The 20,806-nt window shown below is 70.3% G+C and carries 20 protein-coding genes; 5 read left to right on the top strand and 15 right to left on the bottom strand.

Annotated elements, in window-relative coordinates:
- Window positions 1-171: 171 nt before the first annotated feature.
- From CCS38_RS20080 to CCS38_RS20065, 4 genes are all read left to right on the top strand, one after another.
- Window positions 172-594 carry a roadblock/LC7 domain-containing protein gene (locus CCS38_RS20080; RefSeq protein WP_223734685.1) on the top strand — a complete coding sequence of 141 codons (423 nt, stop codon included), beginning with the start codon at window positions 172-174 and terminating at the stop codon, window positions 592-594.
- Entirely contained in the window at window positions 591-959 is a 369-nt protein-coding gene (locus CCS38_RS20075; protein ID WP_223734684.1) for a DUF742 domain-containing protein, read from the top strand. Before CCS38_RS20080 ends, CCS38_RS20075 begins: the two co-directional genes overlap by 4 nt.
- Window positions 940-1,563: a GTP-binding protein gene (locus tag CCS38_RS20070; protein ID WP_223734683.1), complete on the top strand. Its 624-nt coding sequence runs from the start codon at window positions 940-942 to the stop codon at window positions 1,561-1,563. The genes CCS38_RS20075 and CCS38_RS20070 overlap by 20 nt, the downstream gene beginning before the upstream one ends.
- A 131-nt stretch (window positions 1,564-1,694) precedes the next feature.
- On the top strand, window positions 1,695-3,065 hold the full coding sequence (locus CCS38_RS20065; protein ID WP_223734682.1) for a cytochrome P450: 1,371 nt from the start codon (window positions 1,695-1,697) through the stop codon (window positions 3,063-3,065).
- Here CCS38_RS20065 and CCS38_RS20060 read toward each other — a convergent pair.
- Both CCS38_RS20060 and CCS38_RS20055 read right to left on the bottom strand, forming a co-directional pair.
- Complete coding sequence (locus CCS38_RS20060; RefSeq protein WP_223734681.1) at window positions 3,051-4,271, bottom strand: pyridoxal phosphate-dependent aminotransferase; 1,221 nt, start codon at window positions 4,269-4,271, stop codon at window positions 3,051-3,053. The genes CCS38_RS20065 and CCS38_RS20060 overlap by 15 nt on opposite strands.
- 5 nt (window positions 4,272-4,276) lie before the next feature.
- Window positions 4,277-5,383 (bottom strand): tryptophan dimethylallyltransferase family protein, encoded by a 1,107-nt coding sequence (locus CCS38_RS20055; protein WP_223734680.1) that lies wholly within the window; start codon window positions 5,381-5,383, stop codon window positions 4,277-4,279.
- 422 nt (window positions 5,384-5,805) lie between these two features.
- On the opposite strand from CCS38_RS20055, the gene CCS38_RS20050 reads away from it, so the two are divergent.
- On the top strand, window positions 5,806-6,468 hold the full coding sequence (locus tag CCS38_RS20050) for a phosphatase PAP2 family protein (RefSeq protein ID WP_223734679.1): 663 nt from the start codon (window positions 5,806-5,808) through the stop codon (window positions 6,466-6,468).
- 7 nt (window positions 6,469-6,475) lie between these two features.
- Here CCS38_RS20050 and CCS38_RS20045 read toward each other — a convergent pair whose 3' ends face one another.
- From CCS38_RS20045 to CCS38_RS19985, 13 genes are read right to left on the bottom strand one after another with little or no spacing between them, the layout of a single operon-like run.
- Window positions 6,476-7,801, bottom strand: a complete 1,326-nt coding sequence (locus tag CCS38_RS20045) for a glutamate-1-semialdehyde 2,1-aminomutase (RefSeq protein WP_223734678.1) — start codon at window positions 7,799-7,801, stop codon at window positions 6,476-6,478.
- A 7-nt stretch (window positions 7,802-7,808) separates the two neighbouring features.
- Window positions 7,809-8,360, bottom strand: coding sequence for a dTDP-4-dehydrorhamnose 3,5-epimerase (gene rfbC, locus CCS38_RS20040; protein ID WP_223734677.1), 552 nt, complete (start codon window positions 8,358-8,360; stop codon window positions 7,809-7,811).
- Window positions 8,357-9,556 (bottom strand): polysaccharide pyruvyl transferase family protein, encoded by a 1,200-nt coding sequence (locus CCS38_RS20035; RefSeq protein WP_223734676.1) that lies wholly within the window; start codon window positions 9,554-9,556, stop codon window positions 8,357-8,359. Before CCS38_RS20035 ends, rfbC begins: the two co-directional genes overlap by 4 nt.
- A complete protein-coding gene (locus CCS38_RS20030) occupies window positions 9,553-10,500 on the bottom strand; it encodes a glycosyltransferase family 2 protein (protein ID WP_223734675.1) in 948 nt (315 codons plus the stop codon). The genes CCS38_RS20035 and CCS38_RS20030 overlap by 4 nt, the downstream gene beginning before the upstream one ends.
- Window positions 10,497-11,786 (bottom strand): MATE family efflux transporter, encoded by a 1,290-nt coding sequence (locus CCS38_RS20025; RefSeq protein WP_223734687.1) that lies wholly within the window; start codon window positions 11,784-11,786, stop codon window positions 10,497-10,499. The genes CCS38_RS20030 and CCS38_RS20025 overlap by 4 nt, the downstream gene beginning before the upstream one ends.
- Before the next feature lie 5 nt (window positions 11,787-11,791).
- On the bottom strand, window positions 11,792-13,075 hold the full coding sequence (locus CCS38_RS20020) for a DUF4910 domain-containing protein (protein ID WP_223734674.1): 1,284 nt from the start codon (window positions 13,073-13,075) through the stop codon (window positions 11,792-11,794).
- Window positions 13,063-14,088 carry an NAD-dependent epimerase/dehydratase family protein gene (locus CCS38_RS20015; protein ID WP_223734673.1) on the bottom strand — a complete coding sequence of 342 codons (1,026 nt, stop codon included), beginning with the start codon at window positions 14,086-14,088 and terminating at the stop codon, window positions 13,063-13,065. Before CCS38_RS20015 ends, CCS38_RS20020 begins: the two co-directional genes overlap by 13 nt.
- A 3-nt stretch (window positions 14,089-14,091) precedes the next feature.
- On the bottom strand, window positions 14,092-14,754 hold the full coding sequence (locus tag CCS38_RS20010; RefSeq protein ID WP_223734672.1) for a PIG-L deacetylase family protein: 663 nt from the start codon (window positions 14,752-14,754) through the stop codon (window positions 14,092-14,094).
- Window positions 14,751-15,545: a glycosyltransferase family protein gene (locus CCS38_RS20005; RefSeq protein ID WP_223734671.1), complete on the bottom strand. Its 795-nt coding sequence runs from the start codon at window positions 15,543-15,545 to the stop codon at window positions 14,751-14,753. Before CCS38_RS20005 ends, CCS38_RS20010 begins: the two co-directional genes overlap by 4 nt.
- Window positions 15,542-16,819: a class I SAM-dependent methyltransferase gene (locus CCS38_RS20000; RefSeq protein WP_223734670.1), complete on the bottom strand. Its 1,278-nt coding sequence runs from the start codon at window positions 16,817-16,819 to the stop codon at window positions 15,542-15,544. Before CCS38_RS20000 ends, CCS38_RS20005 begins: the two co-directional genes overlap by 4 nt.
- Entirely contained in the window at window positions 16,816-18,024 is a 1,209-nt protein-coding gene (locus CCS38_RS19995) for a glycosyltransferase (protein WP_223734686.1), read from the bottom strand. The genes CCS38_RS20000 and CCS38_RS19995 overlap by 4 nt, the downstream gene beginning before the upstream one ends.
- A gap of 5 nt (window positions 18,025-18,029) precedes the next feature.
- The gene (locus CCS38_RS19990) at window positions 18,030-19,268 is read right to left on the bottom strand and encodes an O-antigen ligase domain-containing protein (protein ID WP_223734669.1); all 1,239 of its coding nucleotides are present in this window, start codon (window positions 19,266-19,268) and stop codon (window positions 18,030-18,032) included.
- A gap of 1 nt (window position 19,269) precedes the next feature.
- On the bottom strand, window positions 19,270-20,796 hold the full coding sequence (locus CCS38_RS19985) for a right-handed parallel beta-helix repeat-containing protein (protein ID WP_223734668.1): 1,527 nt from the start codon (window positions 20,794-20,796) through the stop codon (window positions 19,270-19,272).
- Window positions 20,797-20,806: the final 10 nt, after the last annotated feature.

Raw genomic sequence — 20,806 nt, 5'->3', positions numbered from 1 at the left:
CGCCGGCTCCCCGCCCCCGGCGCCGGTCGAGCAGCCCCCGCAGGCCGGGTTGTGGCTGGCCGCCTTTCACGAGGGCGCCTACGGCGAGTCCCGAGCCGATTCCCCGGTGCATCGTCCCGATGGCCCGAGCGATGACGAGAGTCCAAGCAGTAACTGAGCCATTAGGTAAGGATGAGTAAGCAAGTGGCGACACAGCAACGGCTCAATATGGACTGGATGCTGGAGGAGTTGGCGTCCAGTGTTCCGCAGACTCGAAATGTCGTGGTGCTGTCCTCGGACGGCTTGTGCATGGCACAGTTCGGTACGGAAAAAGACACCGCGGATCGCCTCGCCGCCGCCTGTGCCGGACTGCAAAGCCTGTCGGCGGCCGTCGGTGCGGAATTCCCGCACGGCGACGGAAAGATGAAACTCGTCGTCATTGAGGTCGACGGCGGCTTCTTCTATCTGATGGCGGCCGGCGCCGGTGCGTACCTGGCGGTGCTGGCCGATGACGACGTGGATGCCGGGCTCATCGGACAGCGCATGCGGGACCTGGTCGCCCGGATCGGTCAGCACCTCAGCAGCCCGCCACGGGCCGACCGGCAGGTTCCATGAGCGACCCGGAACAGCCACAGCGCCCGGACTGGGAAGAGGGCGGCCCCGAACGGCTCTACGTCATCACGTCCGGCCGGGACATGCCCGACAAGCGCTCCCCACTGGACATGGTCACGCTGATCGTGAGCCGGGACGAGGCCGGCGCGAGCATGCAGCCCGAACAGGCCGCCATCGTCCGCATATGCGACTACCCGCTGTCCGTCGCCGAGATCTCCGCGTACCTCCATCTGCCGGTCAGCGTGATCGCGGTACTGCTCACGGACCTGCTGTCCAACGGCCATGTCGAAGCCCGGGTACCGGCCCCGGCCAAGTTGCCCGACGTCGCCCTTTTGGAGGCGGTGATGCATGGACTTCAGAATCTCTGAACCCGTCGTCGGTCCCCGGAGCGAGGACGCCCTGCCGGCCTCGGTCACCTCGGCGGTGAAGGTGGTGGTCGTCGGCGGCTTCGGAGTCGGTAAAACCACCATGGTCGGAGCGGTCAGCGAGATCAGGCCGCTGACCACCGAGGAGACCATGACCGAGGCGAGTGCCGGAGTGGACGACATCGCCGGCATCGAGCGCAAGTCCGAGACCACTGTGGCGATGGACTTCGGCCGGATCACCCTCAATGAGGAACTGGTGCTGTACCTGTTCGGCACCCCGGGCCAACAGCGCTTCTGGTTCCTGTGGAACGGCCTCTTCGAAGGCGCACTCGGCGCGGTGGTCCTGGTCGACACCCGGCGGCTGGAAGACAGCTTCGACGTGATGGGCCGGCTCGAGGAACGCGGCATGCCCTTCGTCGTCGCCATCAACGCCTTCCCGGACGCCCCCGCCCACCCGGTGTCCGAGCTCCGAGCGGCCCTGGACATCCCCGATGCCGTACCCGTCATCGACTGTGACGCCCGCAACCGCGGCTCCAGCCGTGATTGCCTGCTGACCCTCGTGCGTTACCTGTACACCCTCACCACCACAAACCCGGAGCCACGGTGACCGCCTCCTTCCCCGACCCGTCCCGCACCACGTCAGCGCCCGAGCCGCCTCCGGAGTGTCCGGCACACGCCCGGTTCGGGGATCCTGCCGGACTTGCGCGGCTTCTCGGACCCGAGGCTGCCAAGAACCCCATGAGCCTGTACGAGCGCTTGCGCGACGAGCACGGGCCCGTCGCGCCCGTCCTGCTGGATGGCGACCTGCCGGCCTGGATCGTCCTCGGTTACCGCGAGATCCTGGAGGTCGCCGGTACGCCGTCCCGGTTCAGCCGCGACTCCCGCACCTGGCGCTGGTTCAAGGAGGGCAAGGTTCCGCCGGATTCCCCACTGCTCCCGATGATTGCCTGGCAGCCGGTCTGTCTGTTCCTCGACGGCGCGGAACGCGACCGGCTGCGCCTGGCGGTCACCGACAGCCTGGAGCGCTTCAACCGCCGCGGCATCCGACGCCAGATCACCCGCTCCGCCCACCAGTTGATCGACGGCTTCGCCGACCGGGGAGCGGCAGATCTGGTGGGCGACTTCTCGGAGCAACTGCCCATGCTCGTGATGACACAGCTCCTGGGCATGCCCGACGAGTACGGCCCGCGGCTGGTCGAAGCCAGCAGAGACATGGTGGCGGGCACCGAGACCTCGGTAGCCAGCAACGAGTTCATCGTGGAGACTCTCCAGCAGCTCGTGCGGCGCAAGCGTGGCAACCCCGGCCACGACATCACGTCCTGGCTGCTCGAACACTCCTCCGCGCTCACCGATGAAGAGGTGTGGAATCACCTGCGGGTCATCCTCATCGCCGGCAACGAAACCACTGTCAACCTTCTCAAAAGCACTCTGCGCATGGTGCTGACCGATCCCCGCTGCCACGCGTCGCTGGCCGGCGGACAGATGACCCTGCCCGACGTGGTGGAGCAGGTGCTGTGGAGCGAACCGCCGCTCATGACCATCCCCGGCCGCTGGGCTGCCGTGGACACCGAGGTCGGCGGCCAGAAGGTCGAGGCGGGTGACATGTTGCTGCTCGGTCTGGCCGCCGGGAACCACGACCCGGCCGTCCGGCCGGACCCCACGGCTTCCCTGCACGGAAACCGTTCGCATCTCGCCTTCAGCAGCGGCCCGCAGGAGTGCCCCGGCCAGAACATCGGCCGCGCCATCACCGACACCGGCATCGACACTCTGCTGGCGCGGCTGCCCGACGTCGGACTGAGCATTCCCGAAGAGGAGCTGCGCTGGAAATCGGGCTGGATGACGCGCCACCTGACCAGCCTCCCGGTCACCTTCACCACGCCTCGGTCCGGCAGTACGGCCACGTCGGGCAGTACTGCCACGTCCGGCAGTACTGCCATGTCCGCCGCTCCGGTCGGCGTCGGCGCGGAGACCGGGGGCCCGCTGCGGGACGGTACGGACAGCGGTTCTCGTCCCGTTGCCGCGCTCCCCGTGCCGTATCCGACGCCCCCGGCTCCCAGGAGGCGGGCATCGTGGTGGGGCTCCCTGAAGGCGTGGCTACGCGGCCGATGACGCGGAAGTGAGGTCGGCAACGGCCCTTTCCACCCGGTTCAGCGCCTCTTCCAGCATTCCGCGGGACGTGGCATAGCTGATACGGATATTGCCTTCGGCGGCCGGGCCGAACCATTCGGTGGTGCCGGCCACTACCGCCACCCGGGCTTCCGCCAGCAGGAATTCGGCCATCGCCCGACTGCTCAGCCCGGAGGAAGAGATGTCGGGGAACAGGACGAATGTCCCGTCCGGGCGGGTGCACGATATGCCCGGGATCGCGTTCAGCCGTTCCACGCAGTAGTTCCGCGTCTCGTGCAGATGCTGCACGAAGGAATCCCGCCAGGGCCAGCCGTGCCGCAGTGCGGCCAGCGCACCGACCTGGGTGAAGGGGGTCAGGCTGTACGCGGCACCGAGATACTGGAAGGTGAGCTGCAGATTGACCGCAGCGCTCGCGTCCGGGGCGATGACGAACCCCATCCTCAGCCCGGGCAGCGCGAACGTCTTGGAGAGCCCGGTCACCGTGTAGATCTGCCGGCTTTCCGCAGAGTCCAGGCCGGCCATGCTGACATGCGCCGCGGGCGGGTACACGATCTCATTCCACACCTCGTCGGAAAGTATCGGCACACCATGGGTCTGCGCTGTCTCCGCTATCGCCCGGAGCGTCGCCTCGGTGAAGACCGTGCCCAGGGGGTTGTGCGGATTGCACAGACAGATCAGGGCAGTGCGCGGAGTGATCAGAGAGGCGAGCCGGTCCGGGTCGAGCCGCCCCGTGCTCTTGTCGACCGGGCAATAGACCCGCCGGGCCCCCGCGGCATCGATGGCTTGGCCGAAGAGCAGGTCAACCGGGTCCAGCAGTATGCACTCATCGCCTTCTCCGCAGAGAAGACGCACCACTCCCCAGAGCGCGGACGCCGTGCCAGGGGTCAGCACCACGCGATCGGGAGCCGCGCTGATTCCGTACCGCGCCTCGGCCACGTCGGAGTACGTTTCCCGGAGTTCGTCGAGTCCCGCGGGTGAGGCATAGGGGAAGTAGCCATCGGAAAGAGAGCGGGCGAGGGCGTCCGTGACCGCTTGCGGCCCGGGAAAGTCCGGTTCCGCCGCCGTCAGCGGGATGACACCGGGCGGGTAGGCACCCCACCGGATATGCGACTGCCGGCGCAGTAGATCGGGCCGGACCCGCGCGTCACCGAACAGCGATCCGAGCGGTCCGGTCGCGGCCTGAAGCATGAGGATCAACCCCCTTGATAACGGGCGGGCGGATACCGGTCGTACAGCTCCGAGGACCAATACGTGGCCAGGTGGGGACGGCCCTCGTGCACACGCGCCGATGCGTAGGTGTGTATCCCGCGCCCGTCCGACAGCGGGCGGCGGGCCATGTGGTTCAGCAGTGACTGATAGCGGCCGCTGGGCAGCCCCATATCAGTCATGACGGAGCTGATGCGATCGCGCATCGTTCTGTCGCTCTCCGCGTACCGCCACAGCGGCACGTACACCGTGGCGGACGCAGGGATATGCTCGCCGGCGGCCGTGAACGTCAGATTGCTGACGAGGGGCTGTTCCCTGAGCTTGCCGGCCCGGCCGGTCAGCTTGCGGCAGAATTCGCCCAGGAATCCGGACTCGTGCTGAGCGGAAATCTCCATGCGGGCGTCCAGATCCGCCGGGGAAACATCGTAGTGGCGGAAATACACCTTGATGCGCGACTCGGGGCCGTCGGTCAGGTCGAGGCCGAAGTAGACGATGCGGTCGAGGTCGAATCCCCGGCGAGCATATGTGCTGACTGCTGTCCATGCCTTACCGAACCCCAGGCGCTCCAGCGCCTCGCGAGTCCGTTCGGCACCGGTCATGGCGTTATTGGCGCTCGGATTCAGATAGACCTTGAACTCGGGCCGTCCGGTCGGCGCGAAGATGGCGGCGTACATCATGGCGAAGCCGCTCGGGCTTTCATCCGGCAGGAACAGGTCCCGTACTGTGGCGAGTCGGCCGCCGACAGCGCCGAAGTCGCGGGTGAGCCCTTGAGAGAGCTCGATCGCCGACTCCTGTGCGGCCAGTGTGTTCGGCTCGTCCGGAATCGCCTCCACGAGCACCCGGACTTTCACGCAGCCGGCCGAAAATGCCGCGGAAAACTCGATCGGCGAACCGTCGGCACAGACATCCGAGTGCCAGTCGGGTTGCTGCGCGATCCGCCTTCTCCCCCACGGTGACAGCATCCTCCGAAGAACCCTTGCCCCTTGCTCGACATTCAGTCCCGCATTGTCGAGAAGACGCGTGACAGTAGAAATTCCGTAATCCAGGAACGTCGCGTCAGCAGACCCTCGCGAATCCCATTGCGGAGACAACATGGAGTTCCTCCCCTATCTCTCACCGGTCCCGTCGTACAGCGCGCTTGCCTCACCGGCCATCGGCCGATCCCGATAGATCCACAGGACCTGCCTGCCGCTCCGCCAGAGAATCAGATTTTATTACTTAAGAAATAACCAAGAATCCCCCGGGCCGACACCAGCGTGCAGGGGGCTTACAGAGTGTTTCCCGTCGGCGGCGTGCGCCCTTGCCTGACGGGTGTGCACACCGTCGACCAGAGAGACAGGATCGGCCTCATCGGGTCCGAGGTTCAGCGGGTTCAACGCCGCACTAGGCGAGGCTGAGCGTCGCACCGGGATGATAGATCTGGGTTCGGGGGCGCATCGAAACCGGGGGTGTTGTGTTGGATTGCCTGGCAGGAGTGAACCAGGAGTGTCAGCGGCGCGGGCGTCGTGGTGGGCGTATGAGCGGCCGGCCGGGCCCCGCGGTGCTGCCGCCATCGCTGCGTGCGTGGCTCGGGCCGGTCGCGGGGCTCGCCGCGCTGGTGGTTGTCGTGCTCGGGGTCCGGTACGCCGGTCACAGCGAGCCGGGCCGGGTGGACAGGTGGATCGTGCAGCCGACGGCGGACAGTGTGCGGCCGCCGTGGCGGGGCGTCGCTCTGGCCACGGACTTCCTCGGGGAGCCCACCGGAGCGGCGCTGTTGGCTGTGGCCGCCGTGGCAGGCTGCCTACTGCTCCGGTGGCCTCGCGCGGCGGTGTTCGTCGTTGCCGGGACCGGCCTGAGCGTGGGGACGACCACGCTGCTCAAGTCCCTGGTGGGACGCACCATTCACGGGGACGACAACCTGTCCTACCCGAGCGGGCACACCGCCTTCCTCACCGCGGTCGCCCTTGTCGTGGCGCTGCTCGCGACCGGCCGGCTCGGCCTCGGCAGGACGGCCGGCACGTCACTCGTACTCGCCGCGGCGCTGGTTGCCGGTGCCGCGATGGGGTGGGCCCAGGTCGCCCTGGGCGCGCACTACCCGACCGACGTCCTCGGCGGCTGGTGCACCGCGCTGGCGGTGATTCCGGCGACCGCGTGGCTGGTCGACCGGACGGCCGCCTCCCGTCGGCTGCGCAGTAGCTGACGAGTCGTCACGCCAGGCGGCGGAACACCGGCTTCACCGGTCGTCCGCCCAGCCAGGGGGTGGGGTCGTCAGCGTCAAGTGCCTTCCGGTACACCGCACATGCCTGGGCCACCACGTCGACGGTACGGTCGATGTCGGCGTCGTCGAGCGCGCTGCTCACGACGAACGACGGGGCCAGCACTCCGCCCGCGAGCAGTTGGCGCAGGAACAGGGTGCGGTACTGCTGCGACGGCTGCCCGTTCTCGTCGAGGGTGGCGAAGACCAGGTTGCTGGCCCGGCCCCGGACGACGACGTGGTCGCCGACGCCCATGCTCGCCGCGGCCTCGCGGACACCGGCGGCCAATCGCTCGCCGAGGGCGTGCAGCCGCGCGGTGACGCCCTCCTCGACGTAGGTGGTCTGCACGGCCATCGCGGCTGCCAGGGAGTGCGTTTCCGCGCCGTGCGTGGTGGACAGCAGGAACACCCGGTCGTCGGAGTGGCGCAGCCCGCCCCGCTCCATCAGCTCGCGGCGCCCGGCCAGTGCGGAGACGGCGAATCCGTTGCCCAGCGCCTTGCCGAACGTGGAGAGGTCGGGGACGACGCCGTACAGGCCCTGGGCACCCGCCTCGGACCAGCGGAAGCCGGTGATCATCTCATCGAAGATCAGTAAGCAGCCGTGGCGGTCGGCCAGTTCGCGGAGGCCGGCGAGGTATCCGGGCGGGGGCTCGGTGTGGGCGGCGGGTTCGAGGATCAGGCAGGCGATCTCGTCCTGGTGCCGGGTGAGCAGGTCCTCCGTGGCGGCCAGATTCCCGTACGGGAAGGACACCGTGAGATCGGTGGTCGCCGCCGGGATGCCGGCCGACATCGGCGTGGTGCCGATGAACCAGTCGTCGGTGGAGAAGAAGGGGTGGTCGGCGCAGAGGGCCACCCGCGGGCGGCCGGTGACGGCGCGGGCGAGGCGTACGGCGGCGGTGGTGGCGTCGGAGCCGTTCTTCGTGAACTTCACCATCTCGGCGGTCGGCACGGTGGCAAGGAAGCGTTCCGCGGCCTCGGCCTCCACGATGGACGGCCGGACGAAGTTGCTGCCGCGGTCGAGTTCCCGCCGCACCGCCTCGATCACGCGCGGGTGGGCGTGGCCGAGGCTGACCGACCGCAGCCCGGAGCCGTATTCGATGTAGCGGTTGCCGTCGATGTCCCACACGTGGGCGCCGCGGCCGTGGCTGATGACCGGGGCCAGGTTCTCGGGGTACTGGTCGTCGCCCTTGGCGTAGGTGTGCGCGCCTCCGGGGATCATCGCGTGCAGTCGCTCGTTCGCCGCCCGCGACCGGGGAAGCCGGAACTCTTCAGTGTCCACGGGGACTTCACCTCTCCTTGTGCTTCAGGACCTCGGCGAGGCTCGGCGCCTCCCGGTCCCGTTGGGACATCGATGTGACCGGCAGCGGCCAGGGGATGGCGAGCTCCGGGTCGTCGAAGGCGATCGTCACGTCCTCGGCCGGATCGTGCGGGCGGTCGATCCGGTACGAGGTGTCGGCGGTGTCGGTCAGCGCCTGGAAGCCGTGCGCGCAGCCCGCCGGGATGTACAGGGTCGCCTGGGACTCACCGGACAGCTCAAAGAAGGCCCGGCCCAAGTAGGTCGGCGAGTCCGTCCGCAGGTCCACGACGACGTCGAAAATCTTCCCGTACGAGCACCGCACGAGCTTGGCCTCGCCGGCGCCGGAGCGCAGGTGCAGGCCGCGCAGCACGCCCCGGACCGAGCGGGACAGGCTGTCCTGGACGAAGGCGTTCGGGTCGAGGCCCACCGAGCGAACCACGTCGGCGTCGAAGGTGCGGCAGAAGAAGCCGCGTTCGTCGGCGTACGGGGTCGGCTCGAACAGATATGCACCGGCGATTGCCGGGACTTCGGTCGCTTTCATGGAGTCTCCTGTAGTGCGTGGGCCGGGAACAGGGCCGCGGTCAACTCGGCGAACTGGTCCTTGAGTTGCTGGGCAGCGACCGCGTTGCGTTCGGCGAGGGTCCGCCGCAGCTCCCCCGATCGCCGCTCCAGCTCCCGGAACTGTTCGAGCAGCCGGTCGGCGTCGATCTCGCGGGCTGGATGGCTGTACGCGGCAAGGCCCATCCGGTCCATGAGTGCGTCGCTCTTCGCCGCGTAGCTGAGGGCGAGCGTCGGCGTGCCGACTTTCAGCGCGCAGATCAGGTTGTGGTACCGGGTCGCCACCACGGTGTCGGCAGCCGCCGTCTCCTTCATCAGGTCGGCCAGCGAGGTCGCCTCGGCAGCCGTGACCAGCGGTGAGTCCACCGCGTCGAGGATCGCGGCGACCACCGGCGCATCGCACGCGTCGCCGGTGAGCAGCCGGACCGGCCTGCCGTCCTCGACCAGCGCGCGGACGAACCGGGTCGTCCCGTCGAGGTAGCGCCGGTGGATCTCCTCGGCCCGGGCGCGGTCGTCGTTGCCGCCGTGGAAGTCCATGACACCGACGCAGACCGTGCCCGAGGGGGTGCCCGCAGACGGCGTCGGCAGGGCGAACGCGAGGTCCGGACAGACTTCGTCGCGCGCGGTGTCCACGCCCATCGCCCGCATCGCGTCTCGGGACAGGGCGTCCCGGTACGAGCGATAAGTGGCCAGCCGCGCCGACCAGCGCACCAGGGCCCGGGTCGGCCGGTCGCGGATCGTGTCCGCGCCGACGCCGACCAGCGCGACCCGAGTGCCGAACAGCCGGCCGCTCGCGCAGAGCAGGAACAGCGCGTACGGGAAGCCCCACGGCCGCAGCGGCAGCGTGGCCTCCAGGACGCCCATGCCCGGCACGATGACCACGTCGTGCCGGCGCACCCAGGCGGCGGTGCGGGCGGCATCGACGAGTTTGCCGAGCCCCTTCGCCGCGATGGCGCCCACGCGCGACGCGGTCCGGTACTCCCCGCGGTACCAGTGCAGCCGTGTCGCGAGGATCCCGTACCGTGCCGCGACGTTCTCGGGTCCGCCGCACAGTGCGTCCACGACCGCCTCCGGGTGCTCGGCGCGGAGGTACCCGAGCACGGCTTCGAGCGACCCGTCGTTGCCGAGGTTGCCGGAGCCGAGCAGGCCGAACACGCCGACGCGTGGCGACGTCCTCATGCCCGCCGCCCCTCACGGCCGGCGACGAGGGCGTCCACGGAGACGGTGAGCTCGGCCGGGTCGACCGGGGCCCGGTCCTCGACCCGCTCGCCGGCGCCCGGCCGGGCCCGGCTGGTCATCCATGCGGCCAGGTGGCGGTAGCACGCGCGCCGGTCGGCCGCGGACAGTGGCGCCCGCCGGATCGCGGCGACGAAGCCATGGACGTACTCGGCGAGCAGCCGGGGCGTCGGGTGCAGCGGGCCTGCCCGGCGCGGGTCCAGGTTGACGCACCGGGAGCGCTTGGAAGGGTTCGCCCGCTCGGCGCGGGTGGGGTGGTCGCGGCGGAAGTACAGCAGCTCCGGCACCTGGTGGAAGGGCCCGTGCAGGGTGATCTCGGCGACGAACGTGCGGTCCGCGTGGTGGTAGCTGTCGTGCGGCTTCACCCGGCGCAGCACGTCGGCCCGCATCACTCCGTAGAAGTCGTCGCCGCCGGGCTCGAACAGCATGCTGCGGAAGCGCTCCGGCGCGCGCGGCGAGTCGGTGGCGAGCGTGTACGCGTACGGGACCTTCACCTGGCCGTCCTCGTCGATGACCGCCTGGTCGGCGTGCGCGAGGATCACCTCGGGCCGCTCGTCCAGCGCCTCCACGCAGCGCCGCAGCAGGTCCCGGGCGTACAGGTCGTCGTGCGAGGCCCACTTGAACAGCTCGCCGCGGCACTGGGTGAACACGTAGTTGTGGTTCGGTGCGGCGCCGATGTTCCGGGTCAGGCGGATGTACCGGATGCGGGAGTCCTGCGCGGCGTACTTGCGGCAGACGGCCTCGGTCCCGTCGGTCGAGGCGTTGTCGGAGATGACCAGCTCGAAGTCCTCGTAGGTCTGGCCGAGCAGGGCGTCGAGCGACTCGGCCAGATACTCCTCGCCGTTGTACACGGGCAGGCCGATGCTCAGCCGGGGATGGGCGGTCATGTGGTCCTCACTTCGGGGATGGAATTGCGGTGGTGCTCGCGCCGGGCGGACCGCAGGTGCAGCCACCACACGGCCGAGCTGCCGACGGTCGCGGCGGCGACGCCCCAGGCCGAGCCGACCGTGCCGCCCACGGCCGCCCCGCCGAGTCCGCCGCCGGCATAGCAGGCGGAGGCGATCAGCTGGCTGCGCAGGCTGCGCCGGGCCGCGCCGAGCGCGCGCAGTCCGGCCGCCGCGCCGGTGCCGAGGCCGGCGCCCGCGACGCCGAGCGTGACCGGCACGATGAGCTCCGAGGCAGCGCTCCAGACGCCGCCGAGCACGAACTCACCGACCCGGTCCGGTACAAGGAGCAGCGCCCCGCCCCAGAGCAGCGCGGCGACGGCCTGCCCGCCGCCCAGCAGGAGGCAGAACGTGCCGAGGCGGTGCGGGGCCCGCCGCAGCACCCGTGCCGCCTCGGCGACGGTGACCAGGGACAGTCCCATCAGCACGGCGAGGAACGGGCCGAGCAGGAGCTCGGCGCCCCGGATCACGCCCACCGCGCCGACCCCGACGATCGCGCCGAGCCCGTACGCCCGCAGCTGGCTCGCGCCGCTGTTGCTGACGTTCTCGACGAGGTACCGGTAGCCGAGGTCGCGGTGCTCGCGAAGCCACTCGCGCGCGCCGGTCAGCCGGGGCCGGATGCCGGACTGGAGGCAGCCGTACAGCGCCGCCACCGCGGCGGAGCCGCCCCAGGCGAGCACGAAGGCGGCCACGCTGCCCACGTGGGCCGCCGCCACCATGGCCGGGACGAGTGCGACGCCCCACACGAGGTCGTTCACGAACGCCTTCCGCCCGGCGCCGGCGGCGAAGAACGCGAACCGCCACGCGTCCTGCAGCAGCAGTCCCGGCAGGACGACGCCGAGGCAGGCGAACGCGGTCCCCACGCCGCCGCCAAGGGCGAGGCCGGCCAGCACGGACGCCACGCCGAGGGCGGTGCCGACGCCGAGCGCGGTGCCGGACGAGCGGGCCACCGCCCCGCGCCACGACGCGTCCGACACGCCGCTGAACCGCACCATGAGCGGGTCGGTGGCCAGTCCCCGGGAGACGTTGAGCACCACGCCGTACGTCACCCAGGCAAGGCTGAACACACCGAACGCGGTCACCCCCAGCGAGCGGGCCACGTAGACGCCCACCACGAAGTTGCTGATGCTGGAGGCCGCCTGGTCGGCCAGGCCCCAGGACAGCCGCCCGGCGAGGGCCCGCCCGGCGGCCGCCGCCTTCGGCCCCGTCCTCTCCCCCTCGGTGGTCATCGGCGTCATGCCTTGATCAGCCCGGCGTCGCGCAGGGCATCGGCCGCGGCGGCGACGGTGTCGAACGGCAGCCCGGACCGCTCGGCGACGTCCAGCAGGCTGTGCTCACCGTCGGAGAGGTTGAGCACCCAGAGCATGGCCATCTGGGCCTGCTTGGTGTCGCTGCGGCCGCCGAGCGCGTCGTAGAGCCCGCGCCGCCCCAACTGCGGTTCGCCGTAGGGGCTGAGGTTCAGATACCTCCGGTTGCGGTCCAGGACGGCGAACGCCTCGCGGCACACGGCGAGCGTGTCCTCCATCGCCTCCGGGGAGACGAAGTCCAGGTTGTCCGCCGAGGTGTGGTACTCGGGATAGCCCGCGTACGGCGTGCGGGTGAGCGAGCCCACCCCGAGATCGAAGCCGGGCGAGCAGTACTGCCGCTCGTCGTAGCCGTACGGAGTGAACTCGTTGACGCGGTGCGGTCGTTCGGAGGCCGCCAGCACATGCCGCAGCACCCGGTCGATCTCCGCGTCGCCGCGCCTGCTCTGCTTGTACGTCAGGCTGCCGGGATCGCCGGCGCAGGCGAGTACGAGCCCGTGCTTGACCAGGTCCACCCGTTCCTTGTTGCGGGCGAGCCAGGTGATCGCGCCGATGGTGCCGGGCGCGAAGATGAACCGGTAGGTGTAGTACGGGTTCTGCTCGGCCAGTGCCCGCGCCAGGAACGTCGCCACCGCGACGCCCGCCATGTTGTCGTTGGCCAGCGACGGGTGGCAGACGTGACAGGAGACGATCACCTCGTCGGGGACCTGCCCCGGGATCACGTGCTCGGCATAGGTGAGGTGACCGTCGGCGAGCGTCGAGTCGATACGGACCTCGTACTCGCCGTCCCGCATGGCGTCCAGGGTGTCCTGCGCCAGGCAGAATCCCCACTCGGGCTTGTAGTAGCTGGTGCGGTACGGCACCAGGCCCGGCTGGTCCGGCAGCGTGTGCAGGTGCTCGCGCAGCTCGGCCAGCGGCATGGTCGCCGACACCGGGACGCTGTAGCCGAGCACGTGCAGGCTGGACGCGGCGAAGTCGACGACCCGGTTGCCCGAGCTGTCGGCGATGTACGCGTCCCGGATGTTCCACTCCTGCGGCACCGTCCAGTCGAGCACCTGGGTGCCGGTCGGCACCTCGTGCACATCGAGCGGGATGTACTCGCCGACGGTGGCCAGGGTGGCGCGCACCCCGTCGCCGGTGATGCTCCGGCAGAGCGGGTACACCCGCTCCACCAGGGCGTACATCTCCTCGCCGATCCCGGTCACGGGCGCCACCGCAGGGTGTCGTCGACGGCGCCGGCGTCGGACGCCGCGCGCAGCACGGCAAGCCGGGTGAAGCGTCGCTCGAAGCCCTCCCGGGTCAGCTGGTGTTGCCGGTAGGCGTCGGCGAGTTCGAGCGCGCCGCGCTTCACCGTCCACTCGCAGTCGAAGCCGGGGATCGCGGCGCGGAACCGGGAGAAGTCCACCCGGTACGAGCGCGGATCGGCACCGGACTCCCCGGTGATCCTCACCTTCGCACCGGACACCGCCTCGGCGACCTGCTCGGCGATCTCGGCGACCGTGACGTTGTTGGTCTCGCTGCCGATGTTGAACGCCCGGTCGTGGACCGCCTCGCGGGGCGCGGTCAGCGCGGCCGTGAAGGCACGGGCGATGTCGGCGGCGTGCACCAGCGGGCGCCAGGGGGTGCCGTCGGAGAGGACGAGCACCTCGCCGGAGAGCAGCGCGTGGCCCACAAGGTTGTTCAGCACGATGTCGGCGCGCAGCCGGGGTGAGTAGCCGAAGGCCGTGGCGTTGCGCATGTACACCGGCGTGAAGTCGTCGTCGGCGAGCGCGTGCAGGTCGTCCTCCACCCGCACCTTGGACTCCGCGTACGGCGTCACGGGGCGCAACGGGGCGTCCTCGCCGACGAGTTCGTCACCGCCCGCGGCGCCGTACACCGAGCACGTCGACGCGTACAGGAACCGCTGCACTCCGGCGTCGCGGGCCAGCCTGGCGAGGCGGACGGACGCGTGGTGGTTGATGTCGTAGGTGAGTTCCGGCGCCAGCGATCCCAGCGGGTCGTTGGAGAGCGCGGCCAGGTGGATCACGGCGTCCACCCCGGCGACGTGGTCGGCCGTGATGTCGCGGAGGTCCACCCGGTGCCCCTGCGGGTCGGCGGGCGACGGGCCGAGGACGCAGTCGGCGAACAGGCCGGAGTCGAGGCCGACGACCTCGTGCCCGGCGGCCGCGAGGACCGGGGCCATGACGGTGCCCAAGTAGCCCTGGTGTCCGGTCAGTAGTACGCGCAAGGTTCATTCCCCCAGGTCAGAAGTGCCGAGATGGAGCGTGAGTTTGGTGACGGCGAATGCCTCGGCGTAGCGCGCGTGGCATTCGATGCCGCGGATCCGGGCGAGGCCGAGGAAGGCTTCCCGGTCGTACCAGGGCCGGTGCCGCTGCGAGGGGTAGTGCTCCTGCAGCAGCCGCACCTTCTGTTCGGCGATCTCCGGCGACAGCGGCTGGTATGCCGCCATACGGCCGAGATCGCCGTCCCACTTGACGATCTCGTAGCCGAGCACGAGGTGGTCGCGGAACGCGGTGGGTATCAGCTGCGCCAGGCCGCGGTGGTCCTGGTGCGCGTCGTCGGTGCGCGGGGCCAGGATCAGGTCCGGGTCGGTCTGCCCGCGCAGCTCCTCGACCGCGGCCTTGGCCTCGTCCCAGTGCACGGGCAGCCGGCCGTCCGGCAGTTTGAGCACGGTCAGCCGCAGGTCGGCCCCTGGGCAGAAGGCGGCGAGCGCGGCCTGCTCCTCCTGCTCGCGCTCGCTGCCGCCGCCGGAGAGCACCAGCGCGTCGACGCGGATACCCGGTCGCGCGAGGCACATCGTCAGCAGCGTGCCGCCGGCGCCGATGGCGATGTCGTCACAGTGCGCGCCCACCGCGACGATCCGGTCCAGGCGTCGGGTCCCGAGCCGGTTCATGCGCTCACCCCCACGCCGTCCCGCTCCCACACGGCCCACGGGCGGTCGCCCCGGGCGTAGGCGGCGTCGAGGGCGGCCCGTTCCTTCACGGTGTCGGTCGGCTTCCAGAAGCCGCGGTGCTGGTGTGCCACCAGCCGTCCGCGCTTGGCCAGTTGGGCGCAGCCGTCGGCGACCAGGTCCCCGTTCTCCGGTATGTGGTCGAAGACCTCCTGGCGGAGCACGAAGTAGCCGCCGTTCTCCCACAGCGGCATATCGCTCACCGCGGTGATGCCCCCCACCAGGCCGTCCTCGCCCAGCTCCACGCAGTGGAACGAGGACTGCGGCGGCACCACCATCATCGACGCCCCGGCGTCGCGCCGGGCGAACCGGTCGATCATCTCCGGCAGCGGGGCGTCGGTGAGCACGTCTGCGTAGTTGGCGAGGAACATCTCGTCGCCGTCCAGGTGGTGCCGCACCCGGCGCAGCCGCTCCCCGATCGGCGACTCGATGCCGGTCTGCGCGAACGTGATCGTCCAGTCCGAGATGTCGGTGGACAGCAGCTCTGTCCGCCCGCCTCTCAGCACGAAGTCGTTGGACGTCGTCTCTTCGTAGTTGAGGAAGAAGTCCTTGATGTGGTGCGCCCCGTAGCCGAGGCACAGGATGAACTCCGTGTGCCCGAAGTGCGCGTAGTAGCGCATCACGTGCCAGATCAGCGGTCGCGGGCCGACCATCGCCATCGGCTTGGGGACGTCATCGGCGGCGCCGCTGCGCATCCGCATCCCGTAACCGCCGCAGAACAGTACGACCTTCATGACTCAACCTCGACAATGCTCTTCTCGACAACGCTCAGTTCCGGGATGGGAAAGACGAGACGGCCGCCCCAGTCGTGCACGAAGGACAGCTGCTCGACCAGCTCGGCCCGCAGGTTCCACGGGAGGACGAGGACGTAGTCCGGCTTGTCGGCGGCTATCTGCTCGGGCGGCAGGATCGGGATGCGGGTGCCCGGGGTGTATCTGCCGTGCTTGTAGGGGTTGCGGTCGACCGTGTACGGGAGCAGGTCGGGCCGGATGCCGCAGTGGTTGAGCAGGGTGTTGCCCTTGCCCGGGGCGCCGTAGCCGACGACCGTCTCACCGCGCTCGGCCGCCTCGATGAGGAACTTGAGAAGGTCCCGGCGTACCTTGGCCACCCGCGCGGAGAACTCGGTGTACCCGGACAGCTCCTGCAGCCCGGCGGCCTTTTCGCGGGCCAGTACGTCGGCCACCCGCTGTGTCGGCTCGCCGGCCACCTCGGTGGGCCGGGCCCACAGCCGGATGGAGCCGCCGTGCGTGGGCAGCAACTCGACGTCCACGAGGGCGAGTCCGCCGCTCGCGAGGGCCCGGATCGCGGACGCGACCGTGTAGTACTGGAAGTGCTCGTGGTAGATCGTGTCGTACTGGTTCTCCTCGATCAGGGTCAGCAGGTGCTGTACCTCGATGGAGACCCAGCCGTCGTCGGCGACCAGGGCGCGCAGCCCCTGGGTGAATCCGACGACGTCGGGGATGTGCGCGTACACGTTGTTGGCCACGACCAGGTTCGCCGGGCCGTGCTCCTCGCGGACGGCGGCGCCGGTGGCCGGGTCCAGGAACTCCGTGAGCGTGGGCACACCCGCCTCGCGCGCCGCGGCGCCGACGTTCACCGACGGCTCGATGCCGAGGCAGCGGATCCCGCGGTCCACCACGTGCTTCAGCAGGTAGCCGTCGTTGCTTGCGACTTCGACCACGAAGGCCCCGGAGCCGTCGGCGCCTTCGGCGCCTTCGGAGTCGAGACCCACCCGCTGTACGGCGTCGGCGACGAACGTGCGCGCGTGCTCCACCCAGGAGGTCGAGTAGGAGGAGAAGTACGCGTACTCCTTGAACGTCTCCTCCGGCGTGATCAGCGGCGGGATCTGCGCCAGCCAGCATTCGGTGCAGACCCGCAGGTGCAGCGGGTACGCCGGCTCCGCCTTGTCCAGTTGGTCCGCGGCGAGAAAGCTCTCGCAGGGTGGTGTCGCCCCGAGATCGACGACGCTCGCCAGCGCCGTCGAGCCGCAGAGTCGGCATCCTGTCATTTACTGCCCCCCATTGATTCCGACCGACCCGCGATCGCGGTGCGGTACTCCTCCACCAGGCGCTCCAGCCCGACGGCCGGGCTGAAACCCTGTTCGTAACGGCGCCGGGCCGCCTGTCCCATCTCCCGGTTGCGGGCCGGATCAGCCGTGATCCGGCGCAGGCAGGACGCGAGCGAGGCGGTGTCGCCCGGCCGGTGCAGCAGCCCGGTCACCCCGCCCGCCACGAGTTCGACGAAGGCGCCGTGACCGGCGGCGACGGTCGGGACCCCCGCCGCCATCGCCTCCACGACGACCAGGCCGAACGCCTCCAGCCACGTCGAGGGAGCCACCACGGCGACCGACCGCGCGATGGCCTCCCGGCACTCCGCCGTGTCGTACAGGCCGACGTATCGCACGTCGTCCCGGCCCGCGGCCCAGGCGGTCACCTCTGGCTCCAGCGGTCCCGCGCCGGCGACCACGAGCGGCACGCCCACCCCGCCGCTCGCCGCGATCTCGTCCCACGCGGCCATGAGCAGCCGCACGCCCTTGGCCTCCGCGAGCCGGCCGAGGTAGAGCAGATGCTCGCCGTCGCCCGCTCGGTAGGCGCCCGGGTCGGGCACGAAGTTGTGCTTCACCGTCAGCCGCTCGGCGGGCATGCCGGCCCGCACCAGGACGTCGCGCTGCGCCGCGGAGATGCAGAGGAACCGCTCCACGCCGGACCACCACCGCCGCCGGTTGACCGACAGGCTGACCGCGAGCGGCACGGTCGCGAGGCGGGAGTTTCGGTAGCAGCCGTGCCGGACGGCGGGCAGCGGCGTCGACCCGACGCACTCGGTGCACGGCCGGCCGTCGCGTTGCAGCGTGCCGGGCGGGCAGACCTGGGTGTAGTTGTGCAGCGTGGCGACGGCGGGCACCCCGGCGTCGGCGCAGGCGGCCAGCACCGCGGGCGACAGGAGCGGGAAGACGTTGTGGACGTGCACCACGTCGGGGCGTGAGGTGCGGAGCCGGGCGGCGAGCTCCTTGCGTACCGCCGGGTTCCACGGCACAAGGAGCGGCACCGCGGCCTTGCCCGGCAGGGACCGGGCGGCGATGTCGTCGCTGCGTCGCTCGAACACCTCGACCCGGTGGCCCGCGCCGCGCAGCAGCGCCACCTCCTGGTCGACGACCTTGTTCTCTCCACTCGGCTGCGCCGAGGCGTAACGGTTGTGTACTACGAGGACGTGGATGCCGTTCATGCTCGGCTCACCTCCGATCTCTGGGCCCATTGCGGGATGCGTTGTCGAGGGCCTTCGGGCGTGGTGCGGGGGCCGGCCGCGGCAGGTGCCGCCAGCAGCGAGGCGGCGACGGCCAGATGCAACAGATACGGCGAGGCGTCGCCGAGGCCGGCCTCGGTGTACGACGCGATCGCGCAGTAGCTGATCAGGAAGATCGCGCAGGCCCTCGACAGCGACGGTGGCCGCAGCAACGCGACACCGCCCAGCACGATGACGACTGCCGCCACCAGGGCGACGCCGGTCAGACCCTGTTCCTGGTAAACGGCCAGCCAGCTGTTGTCGATCGGCAGCCCGCCGAACGACTTGTCGCCCAGGCCCACTCCGAACAGCTGCTCCGCGGTCGACCGGGGCGCTGCCAGCAGGGCGTCCCAGACCTTGGCCCGGCCGGTGAGATTGGAGAAGTTCTCCTGGCTCTGCCCGCGCAGGAACCACGCCTGCAGCGCGGAGCTGAACGCCACCGCGGCCACCGCGGCGCACAGCACCGCCCAGGTGAAGAACCGGCGCGCCGCGGCGCTCGTCAGCAGGAGTGAGCCGATCGCCAGCGCCAGCCCGATGAGCATGCCGACCGTGGCCGTACGGGTATGGGTCAACGCGAGCAGGACGAGCGACGGCACGATGACCACCGCCGCACTGGTCCTGTCGGTCCGGCGGCCCAGTACGAGCAGCACCGTGAGCCCGATGATCACCGCGGCGTACTGGCCGATCTGCGGCGGTGTGAGCGGCCACAGCGCGCCGACCAGCCGCCCGCCATAGAGCTCGGGCATGGCCGCGCCCGGTGAGATGACCAGGCCGGCGGCCACCGACCCGAGCACCACGAAGTACGCCCGGATGTGGTATCGGACGAACGTCGGGCCGCCGTCCCACCAGCGGCTGAGCAGCCACAGTGTGCCGACGAAGAGAGCCAGCCGGGCACACCGGAACAGCGCGCCGAACCCGGACTCCAGGTTCGCGCTGGAGAGGACGCTCGGCACCAGCAGCAGGGTGAGCAGGCACAGAAAGGCACTGGCACGGACGCGCAGCCGGAGATTGAGTGCGAGCGCCAGTGTGAACGCGGCGACCAGCGCGCCCATGGTGACCATCTGGATGAGGGAGCGGGGCAGCGGGACGATGGTCTTCGCCCCGGTGGAGCCGAGCGTGTTGAGGATCAGCAGTCCCCAGACCGTCCCGACGGTCCTCGACGTGTGGTCCGCGCGCATCTCAACCACCGTCCCGGGAGCGGAAGGTGCTGCCCGCGTCCTGCTGGTACGGCGTGCTCTGCCACTGCGTGAAGTCGAGTATCCGGCTCGGGTCGTGGGCGACGAACTGCCAGGGGCCGAGGTAGACGTTGTCGTGCCAGCGGTTGTGCTGCTCGCGGGTGATCGCCTCGGCCACCCGCTCGCCCTGGTACGGCGACCAGTCCGGATAGGTGCCGTAGTTGGCCAGCACCGCCATGCGGTCGCACTTCACCGTGCACGCGACGACGGACTTGTCGAGCACGAAGCGGTTGCCGTGGATGTCCACCCGCTGGGTCTTCCACCGGCAGTCGGCGTAGAGCGGTGCGGTGGCGATCGCCGGTTTCGCGCAGCGGTCGGTGTCCCGCACCAGCAGTGTGCAGTGGCCGGAGGAGGTGTTGGCCGGGCTGTTGCAGAACCGGTCGGCGTTTTCCCACAGAGTGATGCCGGACCAGTTGTTCTCCAGTACGTTCCGGTAGATCTCGATCTTGTCGGTGCGGGCTCCGATGCGGGGTTCGCCGCCGGACTCGGACAGGTAGACGGTCGCGAACGGGAAGCTGTCGCCGCGGTCGGCCGCCCTGCGGCCCTCGACCCAGTTGTTCCGCCGGATCGTGTTGTTCCGGATGACCGCGTTGTAGCTGGTCTCGTAGATCAGCGCGGCACCGTCGTTGGTTTCGAGCACATTGTTCTCGATGCGGAAGTCGTTGTTGTTGGTGTCCGCCCACAGCCCTGTTCCGCGGTTGTCGTGCACCCAGTTGCCGCGCACGTCGGCGCCGTCGACGGCCCAGAACTTGATGCCTCCGGTACAGCCGCAGCCCTTCCGCCGCCGCTCCCAGTCGCCGGTGTTGTTGCCCGTGATCTCGTTGTCCTCGACCACCAGGTCGCGGATACGGCCGCCGGACTTGTAGGCGTTCATGCCGTACTGGCCGTTGTCGCGCAGACAGTTGGCGCGGACCCGCTGGCGGGCACCGGCCATCAGCCCGGCACCGGAGTTGTGCTGGATCGTCGCGTGCTCGATCACCCAGCCGTCGGCCGAGTCATGGTTGACCACGCCCTCGTTCAGCGGCGCGACGAAACCCTGCACGGTCAGGTGGCGGATGGTGACGTTGCGGGCGGTACCGCCGAACGCGTACTGGTTCTTCTTCCGGCCGTCGAGCACCGCGCCCGGCGCACCGAGGTAGCGGTTCCCCTTCTTGGGGATGACCTGGGCATAGCGGTCCGGGTCGAGCCGGTGCTTGCCCGGCCGGAGCCAGAACGTGGTGTGCGGCGGACTGCTCTTGGTCTTCGCGGCCAGGTCACCGACCACCGCGGGGTCGACCGTCACCGCGCCCGCCGGCGCCTTCGCCGGCCCGGCCGCGGGCTTGGCGCACACCCGGGCCACGGGCGTGGCCGGCGCCCCGGATCCGGACGGCGCACCGGCCGCCTCCGCCGGGGCGTCCGGCGTGCTCGTACAGCCGGCCGCCGCCAGCAGGGCCAGCACCGCCACCGGCAACGACCGGTTTCGCCACTTCATTTCACGCGCC

This window comes from Streptomyces purpurogeneiscleroticus (assembly GCF_020024005.1).
GTDB classification, from domain to species: domain Bacteria; phylum Actinomycetota; class Actinomycetes; order Streptomycetales; family Streptomycetaceae; genus Streptomyces; species Streptomyces purpurogeneiscleroticus.
Note: the sequence above shows the minus strand (reverse complement) of the source record. Positions and strands in the feature narration are given on the sequence as shown.